The 22,953-nt window shown below is 61.2% G+C and carries 16 protein-coding genes and 1 pseudogene; 11 read left to right on the top strand and 6 right to left on the bottom strand.

The genetic code is table 11. From position 1 onward, the window contains the following. The first annotated feature begins 60 nt into the window (after positions 1-60). The 7 genes from BW949_RS14755 to BW949_RS14725 all read left to right on the top strand — a co-directional run bounded on the left by BW949_RS14755 (position 61) and on the right by BW949_RS14725 (position 9,096). The gene (locus BW949_RS14755) at positions 61-492 is read left to right on the top strand and encodes a MarR family transcriptional regulator (protein WP_210187219.1); all 432 of its coding nucleotides are present in this window, start codon (positions 61-63) and stop codon (positions 490-492) included. After that, positions 489-1,688, top strand: coding sequence for an HlyD family secretion protein (locus BW949_RS14750; protein WP_143524454.1), 1,200 nt, complete (start codon positions 489-491; stop codon positions 1,686-1,688). Before BW949_RS14755 ends, BW949_RS14750 begins: the two co-directional genes overlap by 4 nt. Next, on the top strand, positions 1,675-3,282 hold the full coding sequence (locus BW949_RS14745) for a DHA2 family efflux MFS transporter permease subunit (protein WP_076367396.1): 1,608 nt from the start codon (positions 1,675-1,677) through the stop codon (positions 3,280-3,282). The genes BW949_RS14750 and BW949_RS14745 overlap by 14 nt, the downstream gene beginning before the upstream one ends. Positions 3,283-3,543: 261 nt before the next feature. Next, positions 3,544-4,164 carry a TetR/AcrR family transcriptional regulator gene (locus BW949_RS14740; RefSeq protein WP_235816325.1) on the top strand — a complete coding sequence of 207 codons (621 nt, stop codon included), beginning with the start codon at positions 3,544-3,546 and terminating at the stop codon, positions 4,162-4,164. A 72-nt stretch (positions 4,165-4,236) separates the two neighbouring features. Beyond that, a complete protein-coding gene (locus BW949_RS14735) occupies positions 4,237-4,854 on the top strand; it encodes a TetR/AcrR family transcriptional regulator (protein WP_235816324.1) in 618 nt (205 codons plus the stop codon). Position 4,855: 1 nt separating this feature from the next. After that, positions 4,856-5,971, top strand: coding sequence for an efflux RND transporter periplasmic adaptor subunit (locus BW949_RS14730; RefSeq protein ID WP_235816323.1), 1,116 nt, complete (start codon positions 4,856-4,858; stop codon positions 5,969-5,971). Positions 5,972-6,009: 38 nt separating this feature from the next. Then, the gene (locus BW949_RS14725) at positions 6,010-9,096 is read left to right on the top strand and encodes an efflux RND transporter permease subunit (RefSeq protein ID WP_076367390.1); all 3,087 of its coding nucleotides are present in this window, start codon (positions 6,010-6,012) and stop codon (positions 9,094-9,096) included. 715 nt (positions 9,097-9,811) lie between these two features. Here the strand turns inward: BW949_RS14725 and BW949_RS14715 are convergent. The 6 genes and pseudogenes from BW949_RS14715 to BW949_RS14690 form a co-directional block, all read right to left on the bottom strand. Continuing rightward, positions 9,812-10,693 (bottom strand): annotated as a pseudogene (locus tag BW949_RS14715) (bifunctional enoyl-CoA hydratase/phosphate acetyltransferase); the annotation flags it as partial. Positions 10,694-10,733: 40 nt separating this feature from the next. Beyond that, on the bottom strand, positions 10,734-12,491 hold the full coding sequence (locus BW949_RS14710; RefSeq protein WP_076367386.1) for a PHA/PHB synthase family protein: 1,758 nt from the start codon (positions 12,489-12,491) through the stop codon (positions 10,734-10,736). 318 nt (positions 12,492-12,809) lie between these two features. After that, positions 12,810-13,889 (bottom strand): alpha/beta hydrolase, encoded by a 1,080-nt coding sequence (locus tag BW949_RS14705; protein ID WP_076367384.1) that lies wholly within the window; start codon positions 13,887-13,889, stop codon positions 12,810-12,812. A gap of 5 nt (positions 13,890-13,894) precedes the next feature. Continuing rightward, a complete protein-coding gene (locus BW949_RS14700; protein WP_050527161.1) occupies positions 13,895-15,007 on the bottom strand; it encodes an ABC transporter permease in 1,113 nt (370 codons plus the stop codon). 7 nt (positions 15,008-15,014) lie between these two features. Continuing rightward, positions 15,015-17,753 (bottom strand): ribosome-associated ATPase/putative transporter RbbA, encoded by a 2,739-nt coding sequence (rbbA, locus tag BW949_RS14695; protein ID WP_076367382.1) that lies wholly within the window; start codon positions 17,751-17,753, stop codon positions 15,015-15,017. Then, positions 17,750-18,817, bottom strand: coding sequence for an HlyD family secretion protein (locus BW949_RS14690; protein WP_035745651.1), 1,068 nt, complete (start codon positions 18,815-18,817; stop codon positions 17,750-17,752). The genes rbbA and BW949_RS14690 overlap by 4 nt, the downstream gene beginning before the upstream one ends. A gap of 686 nt (positions 18,818-19,503) precedes the next feature. Here BW949_RS14690 and BW949_RS14680 point away from each other — a divergent pair. The 4 genes from BW949_RS14680 to BW949_RS14665 all read left to right on the top strand — a co-directional run bounded on the left by BW949_RS14680 (position 19,504) and on the right by BW949_RS14665 (position 22,905). Beyond that, the gene (locus tag BW949_RS14680; protein ID WP_040182552.1) at positions 19,504-20,865 is read left to right on the top strand and encodes an ISKra4 family transposase; all 1,362 of its coding nucleotides are present in this window, start codon (positions 19,504-19,506) and stop codon (positions 20,863-20,865) included. A gap of 102 nt (positions 20,866-20,967) precedes the next feature. After that, positions 20,968-21,897: a WD40/YVTN/BNR-like repeat-containing protein gene (locus BW949_RS14675; RefSeq protein ID WP_233128156.1), complete on the top strand. Its 930-nt coding sequence runs from the start codon at positions 20,968-20,970 to the stop codon at positions 21,895-21,897. Then, positions 21,897-22,391, top strand: coding sequence for a DUF411 domain-containing protein (locus BW949_RS14670; protein WP_043772565.1), 495 nt, complete (start codon positions 21,897-21,899; stop codon positions 22,389-22,391). The genes BW949_RS14675 and BW949_RS14670 overlap by 1 nt, the downstream gene beginning before the upstream one ends. After that, positions 22,384-22,905, top strand: a complete 522-nt coding sequence (locus BW949_RS14665; RefSeq protein WP_138919430.1) for a c-type cytochrome — start codon at positions 22,384-22,386, stop codon at positions 22,903-22,905. Before BW949_RS14670 ends, BW949_RS14665 begins: the two co-directional genes overlap by 8 nt. The last annotated feature ends 48 nt before the right edge of the window (positions 22,906-22,953 follow it).

Genomic DNA, 22,953 nt, shown 5'->3' with positions numbered 1-22,953 from the left:
TTGATATTCTATCTACCTAGATTTATAGGTAGCATCCTATCTATTAGGATGCAAACAAAGTTGACTTCTAAAGAAGCAGAATTTGCCGTCGAATTGGGAAAAGTTGCCAGGCGTTGGCGGACCCGATTGGATTCGCGCCTGCGGACCATGGGGCTGACGCAGGCGCGCTGGATGGCGCTACTGGAACTGTCGCGGGCGGACGGCCTGACCCAGCGCGAGCTTGCCACAACGCTCGGGGTCGAGGGACCGACTTTGGTGCGCCTTCTCGACGGGCTTGAAGGACAGGGCCTGATCGAGCGGCAGCCTTGCCCGGACGACCGCCGGGTCAAGCGCGTCCGCGTGACAACTACCGCAGTGCCTATTCTGAACGAGATCCGCAAAATCACCGATGCAACGCGGAGTGAGCTTCTTGCCGGGGTGGTTGCGGAAGACCTTTCGACAGCGCTCCGCGTCCTTACATTGATTGCCGAACGTCTGGAGCAAACCGAGTGAACAAGCCCCGCGATATTTGCACGGATAGCGATGCACTTAAGCCCAAGCTCGTTGAGTTAACTCAGGAAGCTGCAGCAGCGGCGCCATCCCAGCCCTCGGACCCTGCACCTGCTCGCCGTCGTTTCAAACCGCTGCGCCTTGGCATTCTCATTCTGATGATTATAGCGCTTGTGGTCTTCGGCGGGCGCTGGCTCGGCGGGCGGTGGTCACAGGTCTCGATCGACGATGCGCGAATTGCTGCCAGCCTTGTCACCGTTTCGAGCGAGGTCAGCGGCGAGGTCGAAGCGATTGCGGTGACGACGGGCACGCGTGTTGCGGCGGGGGATGTGCTGGTGTCTATAGACACGGATCAGGCAGAACTTGTCGTGGAAGGCACAGAGGCGCGGATAGAAGCGCTTGGCGCGCAGGTCGCGCAATTGCGCGCGCAGCAGGATATGATCCGAACGCAGGTTGAAAGCCGCCGTGCCGCCGCCCGAGCCCAAATAGCCGCAGCCGAGGCAAACCATACTGCAAGTGAGTCGGAGTTGCGAAACGCACAAAGCCATTTCGACAGGATCGCTGAACTGGAAAGCCGACAGATCGCAACTACTCAGAGCGCGGAGGACGCCCAAAGCAGACTGGACGTGGCGCGTCAGCAGGAACTTGCGACGGCCGCAGCGATTGTGGCCGCCCGGGCCAATCTGGGCACTGTGGAGTCTGAAGCCGCACAAATCGCGGTCATTGAGCACCAGATAACGCGGATTGTGGCAGAACGGACAGGCCTTGAGGCAGAGCGGGCGCAGCGGCTGATCGATCTGCGAAACAGAGGGGTATTGGCTTCTTTTGACGGGGTGGTGGATGCGTCCTTCGTGGACGAGGGTGAATATGTGACCCCGGGCACGCGGCTGCTCATTTATCATCGCCCGGATGAGGTCTGGGTGGACGCGAATGTTAAAGAAACGGACTTGCGTAGGATCCGCATCGGAGCGCCCGTCTCGATCACGGTCGATGCCTATCCCGGCCGTACCTTTCACGGCGTGGTGGAGCGGATCGGGGGTGCCGCCACAAGCCAGTTTGCCTTGCTTCCAAGCCCCAACCCAAGCGGCAATTTCACCAAGGTCACCCAACGGGTGCCAATCCGAGTGTCAATCGAGACAGAAGGTGAGGTTCTGCCACCCGGCTTAATGGTAGTGTTGAGTATCGATGTCGCAGACTGACGCGCTTTTCGAGAAATACGGTCCGGCCTATCGAGCCTATGCGACCGCAACCGTCATGATCGCAACGATTTCAGTCGTTCTGTCCACGACGATCGTGAATGTCGCCATCCCTGATGTGATGGGCGCCTTCGGGATCAGTGCGGTTCAGGCGCAATGGCTTTCGACCGGCTTTCTTGCGGCGATGACGGCGACCATGCTGCTTGGGGATTGGGCGGACCGTGCTTTCGGTCTGCGCCTATCACTCAACGTGGCGCTTACGGTTTTCATCGTGGGATCGGTCCTTGGAGGGATCGCGCCCAACGAAGGTGTTCTGACGCTTGCGCGCGTCGTACAGGGCGCGGCGGCAGGTGTGGTCCAACCACTGAGCATGATCTTGCTGTTTCGTGTCTTTCCCCCTGAAAAGCGCGGCGCAGCAATGGGTATCTTTGGCATCGGGGTGGTACTGGCACCTGCACTGGGGCCCTGGATCGGCGGCTTGCTGATCGACGCGTTCGACTGGCGCTGGGTTTTCTACCTCGGGCTTCCCCCCGGGATCATGGCCATGGCGCTTGCCAATCTGTTTGTGCCGCGCCGGGACAATACCGGGCCACGGCCAGGTTTCGATTGGACTGGTCTCGGACTGCTTGCAGTCTTTCTCGCCTCGTTGCTCAATGCGCTTACCAACGCGCAGCGGCTGGGCTGGGGGTCCGATCCGATCCTGATTCAGTTCGCGATTGCGACAGCGGCTGCGACCGGCTTCGTGATGTGGGAGTTGCATACGTCAAAGCCGATGCTGGACTTGCGGCTGTTCCGCAACGTGCCCTTCGCCGCAGCCTCTGTGGTATCCTTCATCATGGGGGCAGGCCTTTTCGGTTCCACCTATCTTGTGCCGTTGTTCGTGCAGACGATCCAGGGGTTCACGCCGACGCAGGCGGGGCTGCTGCTCATGCCATCAGGGTTCGTGCTGGTGCTGGTCTTTCCGCTGGCGGGACGGTTGTCGGACAAGGTCCCAGCCGCACTGTTGATCGGAGCCGGCATGGCGATATTCGCCTGGTCCTCCTGGTTGTCGTCGGTGGTCGAGATCAACACAAGCTTTTGGACCTTGGCCTGGTGGACGATCCTGTCGCGGATCGGTCTTGGTTTCGTGTTTCCCGCGATTTCTGCAGGCCCATTGAAAACTCTTCCTCGCGATCTGATCGGGCAGGGGTCGGGGGCAATAAATTTTGTGCGCCAGCTCGGGGGCGCCTTCGGCGTCAATCTTCTGGCGGTGCTCATGGAACGACGTACGATGTTGCATGCGGACGCTCTGGCCGCCACGCAAACCAGCGATAATCTCGCAACGATGACATTCCTTCGGGAGGTGAGCGGGATCTTGCGGGGCGCGGGGCTGCCGGACACTCAGATTTTTGCGACTGCCGCGCAATTCCTTGGCCAGACCGTCGTGATCCAAGCCAATACCTTGGCCTTTCGTGACGGATTTATTGTGGTCACGCTGATCTTCCTGATTGCACTTATCCCAACTGCCATCTTGCACTACGCGACTGTACGGCTGACTGAAGCCGCGGATGCGGGAGCGTCGCCTGCAGCACGCGAGGCCCGGCATCCTGTTCAGTAGGGCCTTGCGCCTCTGTCCCAATCCCGATGATTGCACGAACGAGTTCCTCTTAGGTTACGTGTTTGTGGTCGTTACGATGACCGGCTTGAGCAGTGCCACCGCCTGAACGTCAAAAAACTGCGCCGTCGTGGAGGGAGGCTTTCGAGAGGATCAAACGTAGGCACGTTTTTCGGTCCCAAACGGAACGGCATTTGTTGCGTTACTTGTAGTTTCCACAAAATTGACCCTGCTTTGTCTGACTGTACAAAAACGCCAAAGTTGATGGAGATGGTGAGCATGAGGAACAGCAAAGCCGATGACGTGCTCAGGGGTGCCCGGACCATTTTCCTGCGATGTGGCTTCGAAGGGGCAAGCGTCGATGCGATTGCAGAGGAAGCCAACGTGTCCAAAGCGACGCTCTATGCGCATAGCCCAAGCAAGGAACGACTGTTTCTCATCGTTGTGGACACGGAATGCGCCAGGCTCTCGGCGGCAATCTCTCGGCCCCTTCCCAAAGACCTGGACCCGCGGGCCATCCTCGAAGAGCTTTCACGGCGCTTGATCAACCTTGTGCTTGACGACGACTATATTCGGCTACTGCGTGCGTGCATCGGCGCGGTTTCAGTTTTGCCCGAGGCCGGCGAAATATACATGAAGGCCGGGCCGAAGCTGGCCACAAGGCATGTCGGCCAAGTCTTGCACGCTCTTCATGACGCGAAAGCCCTCAACGTAGAAGACCATCTAAGCGCTGCCGGACAGTTGATTCACCTTTCCGTGTCAGGCGTCATCATGCCTCGATTGCTGACCCTCGACCCAAAGATCGACGTTTCAGATCATGCCAAAAGAGCGGTTGACGCCTTTTTGAAGATCTATTCAGACATAGGACAGCCTCGCGCGACGTGATGCAGCAACATCCGCGCGTGGGCCGTTCGTCCATGCTGACACCAATTGCCTTCGCGGAGGCTTGACGCGGTCGTGGAAGCGACCTACTTCCCCGCTGAACTTAACCGACCGGATGGTACAGTCATGCATGAGCGCCCGCACTCCGAGGTCGGCGGCAACGCGTCGCGCCGGATCCTCGAGGCGGCAAGGACCGTCGCCATGCGAGAGGGTGCCGGGAAGGTCACGATCGAGTCCGTGGCCAGAGAAGCCGGCCTGAGCAAGGGCGGCGTTCTTTACAACTATCCAAGCAAGAAAGCTCTTTTGGCCGGGCTTCTGGACCAAATGCTCACTGCGCATCGCGAACTTTTTGAAAGGCTCCCGGAGAACCAGTCGTCACGCACATTACGGGGGCATCTTGAGACCATCGTTCAAACGGAGGGCGTGGATGATGATCTGTCCATGGCGATACTCGCGGCAGCAGCCTCCGATCCGCAGTTGCTCGACCCGCTCCGCAAAGAGCTGACCGGCGATATCGAACGTATCCTTTCTGAAACGCAAGACGCTCCGGCAGCAATGATTGCCGCGCTCGCAATCCAGGGTCTGCGATTTCAGAGACTTCTTAAACTTCCTGACGGTGGCGCCGATCTCAAACGGCGTGTCGTCGAACGGTTGAGGACCATGATCGATGAACTTGAAGAAAAGACACACTAGCATGAAAGGTCTCGCCGTCGTCGTTTCGGTCGCGGCGCTCGCCGCCCTTGCGGCGCCGTTTCTGCCGACGGTGCTTTCCTCCGTTGTGGCCCAGACTGAAACGGCGGCCGATCCGGCGGGTTTGGCACCCGCCCCCCAGGCGGGTCGACCCGTCACTGTCGAGCTGACCCAAGCGGTCTCGCGCACGATCACTCAGACCCGCACAGTCGCGGGCCGCGTCGAACCTGCCAGAACCGTCGATATTGCCTTCCAGATACCTGGGCAGATCGTGCATCTTGCCGTTCAGTCAGGCGACAGGGTCCGCAATGGCGACATCATAGCGGAGCTCGACAGGGTCGACTTTGAACTTGCTCTGGACCGGGCGCAGGCGTCTTACAATCTCGCAAATTCCGAGCTTCAGCGCGCCGCCGATCTCGCAGAGAGGGGTGTTGCCGCAGATGCCCGGCTCGAGACGGCGCAGGCGCAATTTGCGCAGGCGCAAGTACAGCTTCGTCAAGCCGAGCGGCGCTTATCGCAAGTGCGTATATTGGCCCCGTTCGATGCGATTGTGGCCAGAACCTTCGTCGAGGAATTCGTCAATACCACGACGGCAGCGCCTGTTGCGCGTCTGCAAGATCTTAGCGAAATGCGGGTCGTGATTTCCCTGCCCGAGGAACTGGCAGCTATTGCGCGCGCGACGCCCGACGCCTTCGACATTACTGCCAGCTTTCCGGCAGTGCCCGGGTACACTGTGTCGCTCGAACTGCGATCCTTTTCAACCGATGCAGACCCAACGACGCAAACATATGATCTGGAATTTGCCATTACCGGCGAAATCGATCCACGTCTGCTGCCGGGCATGACGGCTGATGTCGGCATCGCTGTCTCAGCCGATGCCGACACGGGACAAGCCGTGGTCATCCCCGTATCGGCGGTGGATACGACGAGCCGGTCCGAACCATCCGTTTGGGTTTACAACGAAGCATCCCGTAAGGTCACGCGAAGGACGGTCCGGTTGGGCCTGCCTTTCGAGAACGACATTGTCGTTCTTGACGGGCTGGAGGGTGACGAATTGGTTGTGTCCGGTGGCTGGTGGCGACTGAGCGAAAGCCAGTCCGTCATCGCCGCCGGCTTATAATTCCTTTCCTTTCCTTGGGCAGAACGGAAGATCGTCTCATGGCACTCAGTATTTCTCGTACGATCATCCAGCGTCCGGTGGCGGTCTGGCTCATCATCATCTTCTGCCTGTTTGGCGGGTATTGGGGGCTGAACACAGTCGGCCGTCTCGAGGATCCAAGCTTCACTCTAAAGACCGCACTTGTTTTCGTCCCCTATCCGGGTGCGACAGCGGTGGAAGTCGAGGAAGAAGTAGCTGACGTCATCGAGGATGCGCTTCAGCAGATGATGCAGCTCGATCGGATCGAGTCGAGATCGATGCCGGGAATGGCCCAGATCACCGTGGAAATCGAGACGAGCTACGGTCCGGACGAAATCCCCCAGGTCTGGGATGAGATGCGGCGGCGCATCCGCGATGTAGAAGGGCAACTTCCTGCCGGGGCGCAGGCCCCGATCATCAACGACGATTTCGGTGATGTTTTCGGGATGTTCTATGCCGTCACGACCGAAGGATTGAGCCCGCAGGAGCAACGGGATCTCGCAACGAACCTGCGCGTGGGCCTTGTGACAGTCGACGGTGTAGCGAAAGTGGATGTGCAAGGCCTGACCGAGGAGGTTATTAATATTGCAATTCCCTCTGCGGTTCTTGCCGAACTCGGTCTTCCGCCCGATCAACTCCTCGGCCTGTTGCGCGACGAGAACCAGGTCTTCCAGAATGGCGAACTGAGCGAGGGCCCGGCGCGCATCGGCCTCTCGGTGCCGCCGGGTTACATCACACCAGAAGGGATCGAGACCCTACGGCTGGGCCTCGCCGGTGAAGTCGGGCAGGTATCGGTCTACGACGTCGCACGCGTCACCCGGGAAGAAACCGAACAGCCCAGTCAGATCATCCGCCAGAATGGAGCCGCCGCCTTCACGCTCGGCGTCTCGGCGCTAACGAGCCGCAACGTCGTCGAGGTCGGCGAAGCCGTATCCGTCCGCCTGGATCAGTTGAAAGAGAACCTGCCCGAAGGGGTCGAGATCACCCCGATCTACGAACAGCACGTCGTCGTCGATCAGGCCGTTTCCAGCTTCCTGATGGGTTTGGCTCAGTCAATCGTCATCGTGGTAGGCGCCCTGATGCTGACCATGGGCTGGCGCGCGGGCCTCGTGGTGGGGGCGACCCTTGGGCTTACCGTTTTCTCGACCCTGTTCTTCATGTCGATCTTCGGCATCCAGATGGAGCGGATCAGCCTTGGAGCCCTGATCATTGCGATGGGGATGCTGGTCGACAACGCGATCGTCATCACCGAAGGGATGGTGATCGGCATGGCGCGCGGAAAAAGCGCCGAGGACGCCGCAGCCGAAACCGAAACTTCGACATCCGTTCCCCTTCTCGGCGCAACGGTCATCGGGATCATGGCCTTTTCTGGCATCGGTCTGTCGCCCGATGCGACGGGAGAATTCCTGTTCTCACTTTTCGCCGTGATCGCCATATCGCTGTTGCTAAGCTGGATCCTTGCGGTCACCGTCACGCCCTATCTTGGCAAACTGCTGCTCAAAGCACCCAAGAACACCTCGGACGACCCTTACAAAGGGGCGTTCTACAGCACCTATCGTGGGATTCTCTGGCTTGCGCTGCGGGCCCGTATCCCCGTCGTTCTGACGGTTGTGGGGATCACGGTGTGGTCGCTGATGGCCTTCGGTCAGGTGAAGCAGGCGTTTTTCCCTGCGTCCAACACGCCACTTTTCTACGTCGAGTTCCAGATGCCGCAAGGAACCGACATCAACATCACGGACCGTGAAATGCTTCGGCTGGAAGCGATACTTCGTGAAGAGGAGGCCGTGACGGACGTCACCACGCTGGTGGGGCGTGGCGCAAGCCGCTTCATGCTGACCTACAATCCCGAGCAGGCCGATTCCAGTTATGGCCAGCTGATTGTCCGGGTTGCCGATGCTACACGGATCCCCTCCATCGCAGCCAGGCTCAACCAGGACCTCCCGGCGCAATTTCCCCATGCCCTGATCCGGGTCGAAGAGATCGTGTTCGGACCGCCTTCCGGTGCCGATGTCGCTGTCCGCTTCTCGGGGCCCGACCCCATCATCCTGCGCCAGCTGGCAGATGATGCGATCGGGATCTTCAGAGACGCCGGGACGATCACAAATCCTCGCACGGACTGGAGGCAACGAGAATTGCTCATTGAGCCGAATGTGGACGAATCCCGGATGCGGCTTGCCGGTGCCACGCGGAGCGCCATCGCGGACACCATTCGGCTCGGAACCTCGGGTCTGCGTGTCGGCGAATTGCGGGAGGGCGACGAGGTGATCCCGATCCTGCTCCGCCTGCCCGAGAGCGAACGCACCGGCACAGATCATGTGCGCGACCTGCCGGTCTGGTCCGCCGGAGCAGGCGCATATGTTCCCATGGCCAACCTGGTGCAAAGCCTGGAGACACGCCTTGCCGAGGCGCTCATTCACCGGCGCGACCGGGAGCGAACGATCACCGCGCTCGGTGGCGCACGCGACGACCTGACGGCCGACGAAGCCTTCAGAAGTGTCCGGGCACAGATCGAGGCGATGCCGCTTCCGGAGGGCTACACCATGGAGTGGGGCGGCGAATTCGAAAGCGCCGGCGAAGCACAGCAAAGCCTTGGCAAGCAGCTGCCGCTCGGTTTTCTCATCATGCTGACGATCTCGATCCTCATGTTCAACAAGATCCGTCAGCCGCTGATCCTGTGGCTTGTCGTGCCGATGTCGGTGACCGGTATGGTTCTGGGGCTGTTGTTCACCGGACTGCCGTTCACCTTCACGGCATTGCTCGGCTTCCTGTCGCTTTCGGGGATGCTGATGAAGAACGCCATCGTTCTTGTCGAGGAATTCGACCTGCAACGTGCAAATGGTGTTCCAGATTACCAGTCCGTGATGGATGGATCGGTCAGCCGTCTACGGCCCGTGGTGCTCGCGGCCGGAACAACGATTCTCGGCATGATCCCACTGCTGCCCGACGCGTTCTTTGCGTCCATGGCGGTGACGATCATGGGTGGTCTCGCCTTCGCCTCGATCCTGACGCTGATTGCCGTGCCGGTGCTGTACGCGCTGTTCTTCAGGATAAGGCCCCCCAAAAAGAGTGAAGGGCCGATTGATACTCAAGGAGCGGTAGGTGTTTGATCTCGCCCAATAGCGTCGAAGAGTAGTCTATAATCCTCACAGAGCGAAGCCTGGTCACCACAGGCGCCGACTTGGAGCAGTTTGCTGATGTGCCCGGATAACTGGGCCGTGCCGACCAACCACATTGTGGCAAAGCAGCATGAGCCGGTCATCTTTCATCGTGAAATCTCGCCGGCCATCACGGCCCTCACATGAACGGCGAGCGTCGCGGTGAACCTTGGACAGCCGAACTGCCGGATGACATCGATGACCCGTGCGTCGTAGGCTGCCTGCCCGATGAGGCGACACAGGTCTGACTCGTGAAACTGCCGGTTGCCGCTGGGTGCGGCCTTGATCTGATCGTGCAGCTCACGCTCCCGCGGGTCAGCCGCCTGTCTTGGCGTCGTCGCTTCGGCTAGTCAGCTTACCGAACCGGGCGAGGTTCGCCATCAGCGCATGAACCCCAGCAGGTAGCCTGCGGGAACCCTGTCGTTCCCGCGCGCCCGGTTGAAAGCCAAGTGTCGCGTAGCCCTTAATTGTGAGATGAGAAATCCAACGGGAGTGGACAAAACATGGGGATCATCTTCGTCGTTGCGGCCCGTGCTAAGGTGAGTTCTTTGCGTGTGGGGCTGCCATGGACGTACGGATTACAATCGAAACTACCTTCGACAACGGGGAGAAGCGCACTCATCAGCTTGACGGCATTCTGGCAGATGTCGCGCTTATGCTCTAATGTCGGTGCGATATTGATCGCGGTATCGGTGACGATCACCGGCTTGCGATAGGCGGGCACATCCATCGCATAGACATGGCTGATCCGGCGTTCGGTGCGCAGGCCGCCGCTTTTCGAAACCACCGCCGCAAGCAGTTCATCGGAATGCAGGCTGCCCTTGACCAGCACCTGGACCTTGCCACAGGCCGCCAGTTCCACCGCCCGCGCCGCCGCTGCATGGCTGTGCTCTGTCTCCTCGATCCGGAAGCCGTCAAGCGAGACCCCGGCCTCGGCGGCCGCCGCGCGAATCTTTGCGCCGGGACCGATCAGGATCGGGTCAAGCAGGCCTTCGTCGCGCACCTCGATCGCGCCAAGGATCGCGGATTTCGAACAGGGATGCACCACCGCCGCCCGCACCGGGGGCAATGCGCGGGCCTCTTCGACAAAGCCCTGCCAGCGCCCCTTCGGCAAGACCACCGCCTCGGGAAGGTCACCCGGCACCCAGGTCACCTGCTCGACCGGGGCCAGCACCAGCGCCTCGCCCAAAAGCACCACCTCGCCCCGCTGATTGCGGGCGGTGGTCGTCAGGCGGACACGGTTCTTGCCCTCGATCAGCTCGGCCACTTCAACTTCGGCGGTGATGGTATCGCCTGGCGAAACCGGCTTGTTAAAGCGGATCTGCTGGTCGAGATAGATCGTCCCCGGCCCCGGCAGGCGGGTGCCCAGCACCGCCGAAATCAGCGCCGCAGTCCACATGCCGTGCACCACGACATGGCCAAACGGCCCATGGGCGGCGAAACCGGCATCCAGATGCGCGGGGTTGGCGTCGCCGGAAACAGCGGCGAACAATTCAATATCCTTGGGACCGACGTGGCGGACAAGACTGGCGCGGTCGCCGATTTTCATCTGGTGAAACAGATAGTTGGTCAGAGTGCCGGTCATCTTGTCACCTCTGGAAAACATATGTGCCGGGCGCATCTGCCAGCGCGTTGCCCATTGCGCGCGGCGCGGCGGGGGCACCCGAACGCGCGGCAAGCCAGGCCTGCCAGGGCGTCCACCACGAACCCTCGGTTGCAGGATTGGCCTCGACCCAGGTCTCGGGCGGCAAAAGCGCGTCGTCATGGGCGCGGGTCGCCAGCCGGTAGCGGCGGCGCGGGTGACCGGGAGGAGAGACGATCCCCGCATTATGCCCGCCCGACGTCAGCGCGAAAGTCACCTCGCAATCGGTGAACTGGTGGATTTTGTAGACCGACTTCCAGGGTGCGACATGATCGCGCTCGGTCCCGACGGCAAAGATCGGCACCCGGATGTTCTGCAACAGAACTGTCTTGCCCCCGGCGGTGAAGCGTCCCGAAGAAAGCTCATTATTCAGATAAAGCCTGCGCAGATATTCGGCATGCATCCGATAGGGCATCCGGGTGCTGTCGGCATTCCAGGCCATGAGATCATTCATCGCCGTCCGCTCGCCCATCATGTAATCGCGCACCATCCGGGACCAGATGAGGTCATTCGAGCGCAAAAGCTGAAACGCCCCCGCCATCTGATCGGCAGAGAGATAGCCGCGGTTCCACATCATGCTTTCAAGAAGATGCAGCTGGCTTGGGTCGATGAACAACGCAAGCTCGCCCGGTTCGGCGAAATCGACCTGCGCGGCAAGCAGCGTCAGCGAGGCGAGACGCGCGTCCCCCTTCCCCGCCATGGCAGCCGCCGCGATCGACAGCAAAGTGCCACCCAGACAATAGCCGGTGGCGTGGATTTTCTGATCGGGCATTAGACGGGTGATCTCATCCAACGCGGCCATCACGCCCAGCCGGCGATAATCCTCCAGCGTCAGATCACGATCCTCTGCACCCGGATTGCGCCAGGAAATGGCGAAAACCGTGTGGCCCTGCGCCACCAGCCAGCGGATCAGTGAATTCTCCGGGCTGAGGTCGAGGATATAGTATTTCATGATCCAGGCCGGAACGATCAGCACCGGCTCGGGGTGCACGGTTTCTGTCGTGGGCGTATACTGGATCAGTTCGATCAGGTGGTTGCGGAAGATTACCTTGCCCGGCGTCACCGCCACATCGCGACCCGGTGTAAAGGCCTCGACACCCTCTGGCGGCTCCTGCCGGATCTGGCGGACGACGTCCTGCAGCCAGTTCTGCCAGCCCTTCACAAGGTTCATGCCTCCGGTAGCCCAGGTCCGTGCCACAACCTCGGGATTGGTAAAAGGGTTGTTCGAAGGCGCACAGACATCAAGGATCTGTTTCGCGGCAAAAGACACCACATCCTCGTGGTGCTTCGTCACGCCCGGAACCTCATGGGTGACGTTATGCAGCCATTGCTGCTGCAGCAGGAAAGCCTGCGACATCCAGCTGAAGGGCGGTTTCGCCCAGGCTTCACCGGCGAAACGGCGGTCGCCCGGCAAGGGCGTGATGACCGGCGCGGCCTGCGGATCCATCGCCGAGGCCATCAGATGCGCCATGAGACGCTGCCATTTGCGGCCCGCCTTGACGCCCAGTTCCATCTGCTTGCCCGGTGCCTGCGCCAGATGAAAGGCCCAGTCGACATAGGCCATCATCAGCGAGCCGGGCGAGACCCCGCCGCTGAGCTGTCCCGAGAGCGCCTCTCGTATGCGGTCAACGGCCTGAAAAGCCTCGATGCCAAGGCTTTCATCGCCGGTTGCACCCGAGCCATCTGATTTGGGAGTAAGGGCCATGTCGCGTCTCCAATTTACCGGCGGAAGTTAGCACAGAACTATCAACGAGTGTTGATCGAATTCAAAGAGTTCAAGATGTTTCTTGAACATAGGCATTGCGCCCAAGGCCCGATGCCGACGACATGTCGTAAAGCGCCGTCAAACCGCCGAAACAGCCGCCCCCGGACTGAACAGGCAAAGCATCGGCGTCCGGCGGCGGACACGGAATCCCCTGTCCCTGCCCTGATCATCATGGACGATTACCGGCAAAACGGCGCGACGTCGAGGCCATGACCCGGCCAATGCCGCTGGCACCAACGCCGGGCCAAGGCCGCGGCCTCAATCCGCCAGCACATCAGCGATGCCAGTGAAGACACCACCGACCTGATTGAAGACAAAGGCCCCCGCCAAGCGTACCTCATCGAAAAGGGTGTTTTCAACCACAGCCCCGGCCTCGCCGGAAAGCAGGCCGACATAGCGGCTGTGGGCGGGATCATCGGTCGGAATATCGGTAATATCCACGATCCGTATTCCGGTCGCGACCGCCAGGCGCTGGACCGCCGGATCACGCACATCGACAAGCCCAAGCCGTATCCGACGTGCCGAAAGCTGCGACGACAGTTTCAGCGCCAGATCGTCCGAGGAGACGAGCACCGTGATGGGATGCTTCATCGGCCCAAGGCTGACCATCTGGGCGCGGAAAAGATCGATATCAATATCCGGGGCGGCAAGGATGACCTCGATCCGGTCCAGCACATCGTCCCGCCCGGCAAGACGCAGTTGCACCAGCGTCTCCATCGTCAGCCGCGCGCCCATGCTGTGAGCCAGCACCGGCACCGCGTCGGAAGCGGACCGACCCTTTGTCAAAAGCCGCAGCAGATCGGCAAGCGCCGCGCGGGAAAAGTCAGACGCGTCACGATCAGCCAGATAGGCGCCCGGATAGCCTGCCGAGGGCCATGTAAAAAGGACAGGCTTTTCCTCGATATGCGCATCGACCGAAAGCTGCGCGGTGCGGAACAAGGCCTCATGAAAGCGGGTGTTGAAGCCGTGGACATAAAGCCCGACCCCCTCGCGCGAGAGACGCTTTGCAAAGGCGTCACGGCTAAGCGTCTGCCGGCTGCGCATCACGAAATTCCGGTCGGCGCTGCTGCCATTGCGATCCGGCCATTCAATCTTTCCCGGCCGATGGCCAGGCGGCACCGAGACCTCGTATTCCAGCCAGCTTGGCCGGATGGAGCGAGAGTCGCCAAAGGCCCCCGGCAGATTTGCCTCGGGCGCGCGGGTGGTCATGGTCAGCACCCGGACAAGGCGGGCGCCCTCGGGCAGGGCACCGGCATCGGGGGCCAGAACTTCCGGCCCCGGACGCGCAGCGCAGCCTGCAAGCGCAAGCGTCAGGATCAGAAGCAGGCGGCCCAACATATGCCTTACCGCAGGAATTTCTTGAATCGTATCAGTGCCAGCCAGAACAGCGCCACCCCGATCGCCGCCAGCGCCGCGAACTGGGGCCAGACCACGTCAAGCCCGGCACCTCGGAACAAGATGCCCTGCGAGAGGATGATGAAATGCGTGTTGGGGGCTGCAAGCATGATGGTCTGGATGATCTCTGGCATGGATTCCCGCGGCGTCATCGCGCCTGACAGCACCTGCAGCGGCAAAAGCGCCATCATCAGCAAAAGCGCGAATTGCGGCATCGACCCGGCGATGGTAGCAAGGAAAATTCCAAGCCCCGTCATGGCGAAAACCATCAGCACCGCGCCCGCAAGAAACAGCACGACCGAGCCCTGCACCGGAACCGCCATCAGCGCCTGCACCACAACACTTAGCGAAAAGATCGACCCCAGCAGCACCACCAGCCCCATCGACCAGATCTTGGAAAACATGATCTCGGTCGGGGTGACGGGCATGACCAGCAGGTGCTCGACCGTGCCATGTTCCTTTTCGCGGATCAGCGCCGCGCCGGTCAGCACCAGCGACAGCATGGTGATCGACCGGATCACGGCGGAAATCGCGCCGAACCACTTCGGATCCAGCGAGGGATTATACCGCGCGCGGAGCGCCAGATCGACCGGCAGCGCGGTCTCGGCCCGGTAGCCCGCCACATATTCCGAAACCTCGGAGGACACGATCTGCTGGATATAGCCGCCGCCGGTGAAGGCCTGGCTCATCCTTGTCGCGTCGATATTCAGCTGGATCGCCGGGTTTTTTCCGGCCAGCACATCGCGCGCGAAATCCGGTGGGATGTTCAGCGCAAAAGTATCCAGCCCCTGATCCATCCGCCGATCCATCTCGGCCGTCGTGGTCATCTGCGGCTCGACAAAATAGGGCGGATAAAAGGCCGAGGTGATGCGGGCGGAGAGATGCGACTGATCCTCATCCACGATCGAGATCGCGGCATTCGTCAGCGCCTCGGGCGAGACGTTCGCAGAGGTCCAGATCGAGAGCGAAAAGGAATAGACGATCAGCACCAGCATCACCGGATCGCGCCAGAGCCCGCGCAATTCCTTGACGCCCAGATTGAAGGTGTTGCGCAGGTTCATCCGCCCCTCACTTCGCCTGTTTTTCCAGGAAGGCCGCCGCCAGCCCGATAATCACCGGAATGGCGATGCCCATGGCCAGCATCGGCCCGGCCAGTTCCGCCATTCCGAAGGCCTTGGAGAAAGCCCCCCGCGCGGCGGTGATAAACCAGGTCGAGGGGTAGATCTCGCCCAGAACCCGGCCAAAACCCGACAGCGAAGAGACCGGGTAGATCAAACCCGAATAGCTGACCGCCGGGATCATCGTCAGCATGGCGGTCGCGAACAGCGCCGCGACCTGACTTGCGATGAAGACCGACACCAGAAAACCAAGCGCCGTGGTCGCGGTGACATAGATCAGCGCCGAAAGGGTAAAGCCCAGAAAACTGCCGTTGAAGGGCACTGCGAAGAATGTGACCGCCATGGCCATCATCAGGAAGAAATTCAGCATGGCCAGCGCGATATAGGGCAGCTGTTTGCCAAGCAGAAATTCCAGCCGCGTCACCGGCGTGACGTAGAAATTGATGATCGAGCCCAGTTCGCGTTCACGCGCGACCGAAAGCGTGGTCAGGATCGCCGGGATCATCAGCAAAAGCAGCGGGATGATCGCCGGGACCATCGCATTCAGGCTGCGCACGTCGGGGTTGTAGCGGTATCGGGTCACCAGTTCGAAACTGCCGCCGCTCGCCTTGTCACCGTAAAGCTGACGCGCCTGACGTGTGATCCAGTCGGCATGCATGCCCTGCACATAGCCCTGCACCGTATTGGCGCGGCTGGGGTTGGCGCCGTCGAACCAGGCCCCGACCTGCACATCCCTGCCTGCCGCGATATCGGCGGCAAAGCCGGGCGGGATCTCGATCGCCAGCGCCAGCTCGCCCGAGCGCATTCTTGCGTCGATCTCGTCGTAACTTGTCAGGGCCGGCTGTTCGATGAAATAGCGCGATCCCGCAATATCGGCGATATAATTGCGGCTGGTGGTGGTCTGGTCGCGGTCAAGGGCGGCGAAGGTCAGATCCTCGACATCCATGTTGATGCCCAGCCCCACCACGATCATCAGAAGAAGGCTGCCGACCAACGCCATGGTCAGCCGGATCGGATCGCGCTGCAATTGCAGGCTTTCCAGCTGCGAATAGCTAAGCAGTCGCCGCAGGCTGAAGCCGGATTGCTGCGCGTGATGGGTCACCCCGGCTGCGGGGGCCTCGGGCGCGGCCTCGGGCGCAGCGGCGGGGGCGGGTGCCGTCTCGCCAATCGCCTCTTCAAGATAGGCGATGAACGCGTCTTCCAGCGTGGCGCAACCTTTGGCTTTCGTGATCCCCTCGGCGGTGTCCGAGACCAGCACCTTGCCCGCATGCATCAGGCTGATGCGGTCGCACCATTCCGCCTCGTTCATGAAATGGGTCGAGACAAAGATCGTCACGCCATCCTTGCGCGAAAGTTCCGCCAGAATGCGCCAAAAGCCGTTGCGCGCCACCGGGTCCACCCCCGAGGTCGGCTCGTCAAGGATCAGGATCTCGGGCGCATGGATCATCGCCACTGCCAGCGAAAGCCGCTGGCGGATACCCAGCGGCAACGCCTCGGGCAGGCTGTCGGTCACGTCGCCCAGATCGAACCGGGCGATCATCTCGTCAACCCTGGCGGGGATCTTCTCGGCCGCCATATCGAAAAGCCGCGCGTGCAGATCAAGGTTCTGACGCACCGTCAGCTCGGAATAGAGCGAGAAGGCCTGCGACATGAACCCGACCCGGCGGCGCACCGACAGATCGCTTGCATCGACCTCATGGCCGAAAAGCTTTGCCCGGCCCTCACTCGGCTCCAGAAGCCCGGTGAGCATCTTCATCGTCGTCGTCTTGCCGCAGCCGTTCGAACCCAGAAAGCCGAAAATCTCACCCCTGGGGATGCGGAAGGAAACATTGTCGACCGCCACGAAATCGCCAAAGCGCTGCGTCAGCCCCTCGGCCTCGATGGCGATATCGCTGTCATCGGTGGTCCGCGGCGGGATCACCACGGCACTGTCTTCGCCCCGGTCTTCTTCGGGCAAAAGCGCGATGAAGGCTGCATCAAGCGTGTCGGCCCCGGTCCGCGACAGCAGATCGCTGGTGGTGCCGGTGGCCAGCACCCGGCCCGCATTCATCGCAACCAGCCAGTCGAAGCGCGCGGCCTCTTCCATATAGGCGGTGGCGGTGATCACGCTCATCCCCGGCCGTGTCGCGCGGATGCGGTCGATCAGATCCCAGAACTGGCGGCGCGACAGTGGATCGACGCCGGTGGTCGGCTCGTCAAGAATCAGGAAATCGGGATCATGGATCAGCGCGCAGCACAGACCCAGCTTTTGCTTCATGCCGCCCGACAGCTTTGACGCCGGGCGCGACCGGAACGGCGTCATGCCGGTCGCAGCCAGCAGATCGGTGATCCGCCGCTCGCGTTCGGCCATGTCATGACCGAAAAGCGAGCCGAAGAAATCAAGGTTCTCTTCGACCGAAAGCGTCGGGTAGAGGTTCTTGCCCAGACCCTGCGGCATATAGGCGGTGCGGGGGCAGACGCGGTTGCGATGCGCCACATCGCGCATATCGCCGCCCAGAACCTCGACCTTGCCCTGCTGGATCACACGTGCCCCGGCCAGCAGCGACAGAAGGCTGGACTTTCCGACCCCGTCTGGCCCGATCAGCCCGACCATGCGCCCCTCAGGGATCTCCAGCGTCACATTGTCAAGCGCCGTGACCTTGCCATAGCGCAGCGTCAGGCCGGAGACCCCGGCAACTGAGCCGGTCATTTCACGACATTGGAAAGAAAGTCAGGCCAGGCGGCATCCGGATCAAGCCGCAGATAGGCCATGCCCGGCAGGCCGGTTTTGACATATTCGATATGCCGCGACAGCAGCTCGGGGTCGATGCGGGCACGGACGCGGAACATCAGCTTTTCGCGCTCATCGGCGGTCTCGACCGTCTTTGGCGTGAACTGCGCCACATCGGCAACATAGGAAACCGTGGCCGGGATCACGAATTCCCGCGCCGCATCCATGACAAGGCGCACCTCTGATCCGACCTGCACCCGGCCGACCTGCGATGTCGGCAGAAAAACCGTCATATAGACATCGCCCAGATCGACAAGGCTGAGGATCCGCCCGCCAGAGCCGACAATCTCGCCCTCTTGTGCGATGCGATACTGGATCCGGCCCGTGCGCGGCGCTTTCAGCGTGGCGTCGTCCAGAGAGGCCTGGATCGCATCAATCGACGCCTTTGCCGCCTCGACGGCCGCACTTGCATCGACCACCTGCGCCTGCGCGCTGCTGACCCCCGCCAGCGCTGCCGCATGGCTGGCTTCGGCCGAGGCCACACCGGCGCGGGCCTGGGCGTCCCGGGCGCGGTCATCATCCAGCACCTGCTGCGAGATCGCACTGGTCTTTGCAAGCTGCTCAGAGCGTTCAAGCCTGCGCGACGCGGCATCGGCAACCGAGCCTGCCTGATCAACCGCGGCCCGGGCCGCGCGCTCTTGTGCCTCGGCCTGAGCGACCAGCGCCCTTGCTGTCTCGACGCCGATTTCGGCGCGGGCAAGCTGCGCTTCGGCCTGACGTTTTTGTGCGTTCAGCTGCACCACGTCCATCTGCACCAGCACATCGCCTGCGCTGACCATGTCACCTTCGGCAGCGGTGATTTCGGCGATTCGGCCGCCGGTGAGCGCCGCGATATCCACCTCGGTCGCCTCGATCCGGCCATTGGCGCTGGCAAAACCCGCCGGCAGACCGGCGGGTTGCAGCCGGTCCCAGGCCAGCCAGCCAAGCACGGCGACAACGGCCAGGCCGCCCAGAATAATGGTGTTTCTGCCGGGCTTTGCCATGATCTGCCTCTGATTGCTGTGCTGATGGATGCTTCGCGCATGTCCCGATGCGGTTTTCGCCCTACGCTCCCCTGTTGTCAACGCTCGATGACAGGGTAAAAACCTGTATGGGGGTCTGTTGCCGGACGGTGCTAAATCCTACGCTCTCATGAGCGTTTTTGATCTTCCCGACACGATTAGACTATCCCGCTGGCGCGAGATGGTCAAAAATCTGTAGCCTGTGCAGGCGCTGGAGACGGCAGGCCGAACCGATGGTTGTCATTCTCTCATCCGCGGATTGGATACCGCCTGACCAAATTCGATACGGGTGACCTCTCTCTAAGACCGGATGTCTGTCCCAAAGCGTAGACCGAGGATTTCCCTATCCATGGCCGCCATCTCCAGCGTGCTGCACAGGCAGTCTGAGTTGGCGATCAGGCCGTAAGCGGCGTCCTGCGCGCGATATCCCAGATGAACCCGGCCAGTTCCCGGGCGATTGCGCCCAACACGCGCGGCTGCGGTTTGCCTGTCCGGCTCAAAGCTCGATACCGTTTGCAAAGTCGCGTCTGAGCTTTCCAGCCAATATCCTTGATCTCCTGCGGCAGATGCGCCGAGCGCTTGAGATACGGAGGGAGTGGACAAAACATGGGGGTCATCTTCGTCGTTGCGGCCCGTGCTAAGGTGAGTTCTTTGCGTGTGGGGCTGCCATGGACGTACGGATTACAATCGAAACTACCTTCGACAACGGGGAGAAGCGCACTCATCAGCTTGACGGCATTTCACGACCCTACCGGGTGACCTGTCCAGACGGGATCGGGTTGCGCCTCGAGGATGGGAAGAGGGTTGTCGAACAGATTCAGCGGGCAATTCTTTGCGATCAGGTTGAGGAAATCATCCGAGAAAGCCGCGTATGCCCGGATTGCGCCTCGGTTCGTGCCATTCATGACTATCGCACGCGCGATCTCGACACGCTCTTTGGGCGGGTTCGGGTCAAAGCCGCGCGCTTGCGCCGCTGTTCGTGTGATGCCAGGTCAGCGGCGATGCCCGGCGGACCTATTTCTCCGCTGGCCTATTTCTTTCCTGACCGGGCTACCCCGGAGCTGCAGCGGCTCCATGCGGAACTCGGGTCCCGGCATTCCTTTCGCGAAGCCGCGCGGCTGATGAAAAGCTTCCTCCCCTGCCATCCGCCCCATCACACCACGGTGCGTGACCGGTTGGGAAGAGTAGCCGCGGGGCTCGAGAAAAGTCGAAGGGCATCAGGCGATCCCGCTGAAGCACTTCCCAAAGGGGGTTTGACGGTTTTTCTGGACGGTGCGCATATCCGCTGTCGACCGGAGTATCAGCAGCGACACCTGGATCTTGTGGTCGGTAAGATTGAAAGTCGCAATATGTGCCGACGATTTGGCTTGGTCGCCAATGCGACGGCATCGCCAGGCAGCCGGATGCGAGAAGAGCTGTCAGACTTTGGATGGAAGCCGGGCCGTCTGTTGACGGTAATCTCTGATGGCGAGCTTGCTCTCCCGAACCTCATACGGAATGCCATGGGTGGCGACGGCCAGGTGAAGCATATCCTCGACTGGTGGCACATCTCGATGCGTATTCGACATGTCGAGGCCGCCGTTCAGGGTCTGGTCCAGATACCGGGATTCACTGGAATTCCGGTGCTGTTCCAGCGCCCCGCGAAAAGCCTTCGCTGGTGGCTGTGGCATGGCAGAGCACGGGTCGCGGAAACTTATCTGAAAGGGCTCATGCACGATTGCACCCGCCTTGCGGAAGAACCTTTGGCTGTCCGCACCGCTGCCGCTCGTGTGCAGGCCCGATGCGGGACACTGTACACCTATCTCGCGAACAACATGGAATCCCTTGTCGACTATGGCCGACGGTACCGTAACGGGCTGCCCATCTCGTCATCTCGTGCCGAAGGATCAGTCGATGACATTGCCAATGCCCGCATGGGAAAGCGCAGAAGGATGCGGTGGTCGCCCAAAGGGGCTCACCGAGTAGCCGTCACAAGGGCCGCAGTTCTCGATGGTCGGCTGACCGTCGCAAACAGAAAACGCGCCGCATGACCCCCATGTTTTGTCCACTCCCGCAAACGCGCCGCGTCTCGGATTTAACGGCAACGCGACAATGGGCGTGATCCGCGTCGCATGAGCAGAGGAGCAAGCAGATTGAAATCGATTGAGATTGGATGTCGGCCAAACCGGCGCAAGGTTCTTGCTGCCGTCCTCGGTAGCGGCTTAGCCACGGTGTTGCCAAGGCTTGTGCAGGCTGCAGTCGATGGTGATCCAGCGGCTCTGGCCTTTGATGGTGATACCATCCTGCTGGCAGATCGAGGGTTGTTCGTCAGTGACGATGCCGGCCAGACTTGGACCGCGGCAGAGACACTGGGGAACGTGCTGTCGCTGGCGACCCATCGCGACCGGCCCGGCCGTGTGGTTGCGGGGTTGGCCGAGGGCGGTGTCAGCATTTCCGAAGACGGGGGCGCTTCGTGGCGTATCTTTGAAGCTAGGCTGCCTGACGGAGAAATCACTGCCGTTGCTATCGCCTCGCGGAACCCGGACATGATCTATGCCTCGCTTCGCGGCGACGGGTTGTGGAAGAGCGAAGACGCCGGTGCAACCTGGTCGCTCGCCATGGACCGCCCCTGGCTCGACGACGCAGAGCGGGAACTTCTTTCTCTGGCTTCGGTCGAGCTTGAGACCGGCATGGGCGGGATCTGGATCTATGCGGGCACCGAGGTTGGCCTAACGCGGGTGCCCGATTGCTTTTGTCGCTGGCAGGACGTGCAGCCAGGCAATGCGATGGACGCATTGGTTGCGGGTGAAGCCCCACCGTCCGAAGCGCCATTGCCAGGAGGTGAACCGATCCTGTCGCTGGCCAGTGCCCCCTCGGCGCCGGAAGTGATGTATGCCGCGCTGCGTTCGGGCCTCTGGGCATCGCAGGACGGCGGAGTCATCTGGCAAAAGCGGGCGAGCAAAGCTGCGACCGCTGTTGCGGTTCATCCAAGAGACGAGACCTACATCGCTGCCCTGTTGGGCGGCATCTTGAAAATCAGCCGTGACGGCGGCGCAACCTGGATCGAAACAGGAGAACGATGATGGAGAAAATGATGCAGAGAAGAAACGCGCTTGGTCTGATTGGCAGCGGCATTGTCGGAATGGTGGGCCTGACCACATCGGCCTGGGCGCAAGCGACCGGCGATGTGGCGCCCGGTCTGGCGGGCAGCGAAAGGCAGATCACCATCTGGCGCGATCCGGGCTGCGGCTGCTGTGATGCCTATGGGGATTATCTCGAAGAACACGGCTTTACCGTAACGCGTGTGGATGACCGCGACTTCGACAAACGCTCGGTCGAAGTCGGTGTGCCCGCCCAGGGCATCGGCTGCCACTTGGCCGAGATCGACGGCTACTATGTCAGCGGTCTCGTCCCCGTCGACATCATCGAGCGGCTGCTGGAAACCCGTCCGGCGATAACGGGTATCACCTTGCCGGGAATGCCCGCGAACGCACCGGGCATGGCTGCGGTCAAGTCAGGCACGCTCAGGACCTACGCCTTTGGCCCGGAAGGAATCTCAATCTATGCCGATGAATAAGGGGCCGAAAGATCGATCGGCGAAGTGTACGGTCAGGCGGTCAGTGCACCTCGCTGCCCTAGTGTCCGCGCTCGCGACCACCGGCGTTGTGGTGCTGGCCCAATCGGAACCGGTTGACCCGCGTGTCGAGGGACTGACGTTTTTGGGAGAGCCCGTGCTTGCATCCCAGGTCATGGCAGGGCAACAGCTTTATGCGGACAACTGCGCCAGTTGCCATGGTGCCAGCCTCGAGGGTCAGCCCGATTGGCGTCGCCGTCTTGACACAGGAAGAATGCCGGCCCCGCCGCATGATGACTCAGGCCACACTTGGCACCATTCAGACCGCATGCTTTTTCAGATCACTAAAGGCGGGGTCGGGGCCGTCGTGCCGGGATACGAGAGCGACATGCCGGCCTTCGGAGAGGATCTGACAGACGCAGAGATCGCGGCTATCCTCGTCTACATCAAGAGCACCTGGCCTGAGCGACAACGTGAGTTCCAAGCCGAAGTTTCGGCCAATGACACGGGCGGGTGAAGATCGACAGGGTGTCAGGATAGTATCTTTCGACCAAAACCGATCCAC

Origin of the sequence: Phaeovulum vinaykumarii (assembly GCF_900156695.1) — a bacterium.
GTDB classification, from domain to species: domain Bacteria; phylum Pseudomonadota; class Alphaproteobacteria; order Rhodobacterales; family Rhodobacteraceae; genus Bieblia_A; species Bieblia_A vinaykumarii.
The sequence above is the reverse complement of the archived record's forward strand: the minus strand, read 5'-3'. Positions and strand labels throughout refer to the sequence as shown.

What these genes read in the sequence shown, in the direction of transcription:
- BW949_RS14665 (WP_138919430.1), top strand. Translation starts at nt 22,384, where the DNA reads ATGAATAAGGGGCCGAAAGATCGATCGGCGAAGTGTACGGTCAGGCGG.
- BW949_RS14690 (WP_035745651.1), bottom strand. Translation starts at nt 18,817, where the DNA reads ATGGCAAAGCCCGGCAGAAACACCATTATTCTGGGCGGCCTGGCCGTT.
- BW949_RS14725 (WP_076367390.1), top strand. Translation starts at nt 6,010, where the DNA reads ATGGCACTCAGTATTTCTCGTACGATCATCCAGCGTCCGGTGGCGGTC.
- BW949_RS14680 (WP_040182552.1), top strand. Translation starts at nt 19,504, where the DNA reads ATGGACGTACGGATTACAATCGAAACTACCTTCGACAACGGGGAGAAG.
- BW949_RS14740 (WP_235816325.1), top strand. Translation starts at nt 3,544, where the DNA reads ATGGAGATGGTGAGCATGAGGAACAGCAAAGCCGATGACGTGCTCAGG.
- BW949_RS14700 (WP_050527161.1), bottom strand. Translation starts at nt 15,007, where the DNA reads ATGAACCTGCGCAACACCTTCAATCTGGGCGTCAAGGAATTGCGCGGG.
- BW949_RS14710 (WP_076367386.1), bottom strand. Translation starts at nt 12,491, where the DNA reads ATGGCCCTTACTCCCAAATCAGATGGCTCGGGTGCAACCGGCGATGAA.
- rbbA (WP_076367382.1), bottom strand. Translation starts at nt 17,753, where the DNA reads ATGACCGGCTCAGTTGCCGGGGTCTCCGGCCTGACGCTGCGCTATGGC.
- BW949_RS14670 (WP_043772565.1), top strand. Translation starts at nt 21,897, where the DNA reads ATGGAGAAAATGATGCAGAGAAGAAACGCGCTTGGTCTGATTGGCAGC.
- BW949_RS14730 (WP_235816323.1), top strand. Translation starts at nt 4,856, where the DNA reads ATGAAAGGTCTCGCCGTCGTCGTTTCGGTCGCGGCGCTCGCCGCCCTT.
- BW949_RS14705 (WP_076367384.1), bottom strand. Translation starts at nt 13,889, where the DNA reads ATGTTGGGCCGCCTGCTTCTGATCCTGACGCTTGCGCTTGCAGGCTGC.
- BW949_RS14745 (WP_076367396.1), top strand. Translation starts at nt 1,675, where the DNA reads ATGTCGCAGACTGACGCGCTTTTCGAGAAATACGGTCCGGCCTATCGA.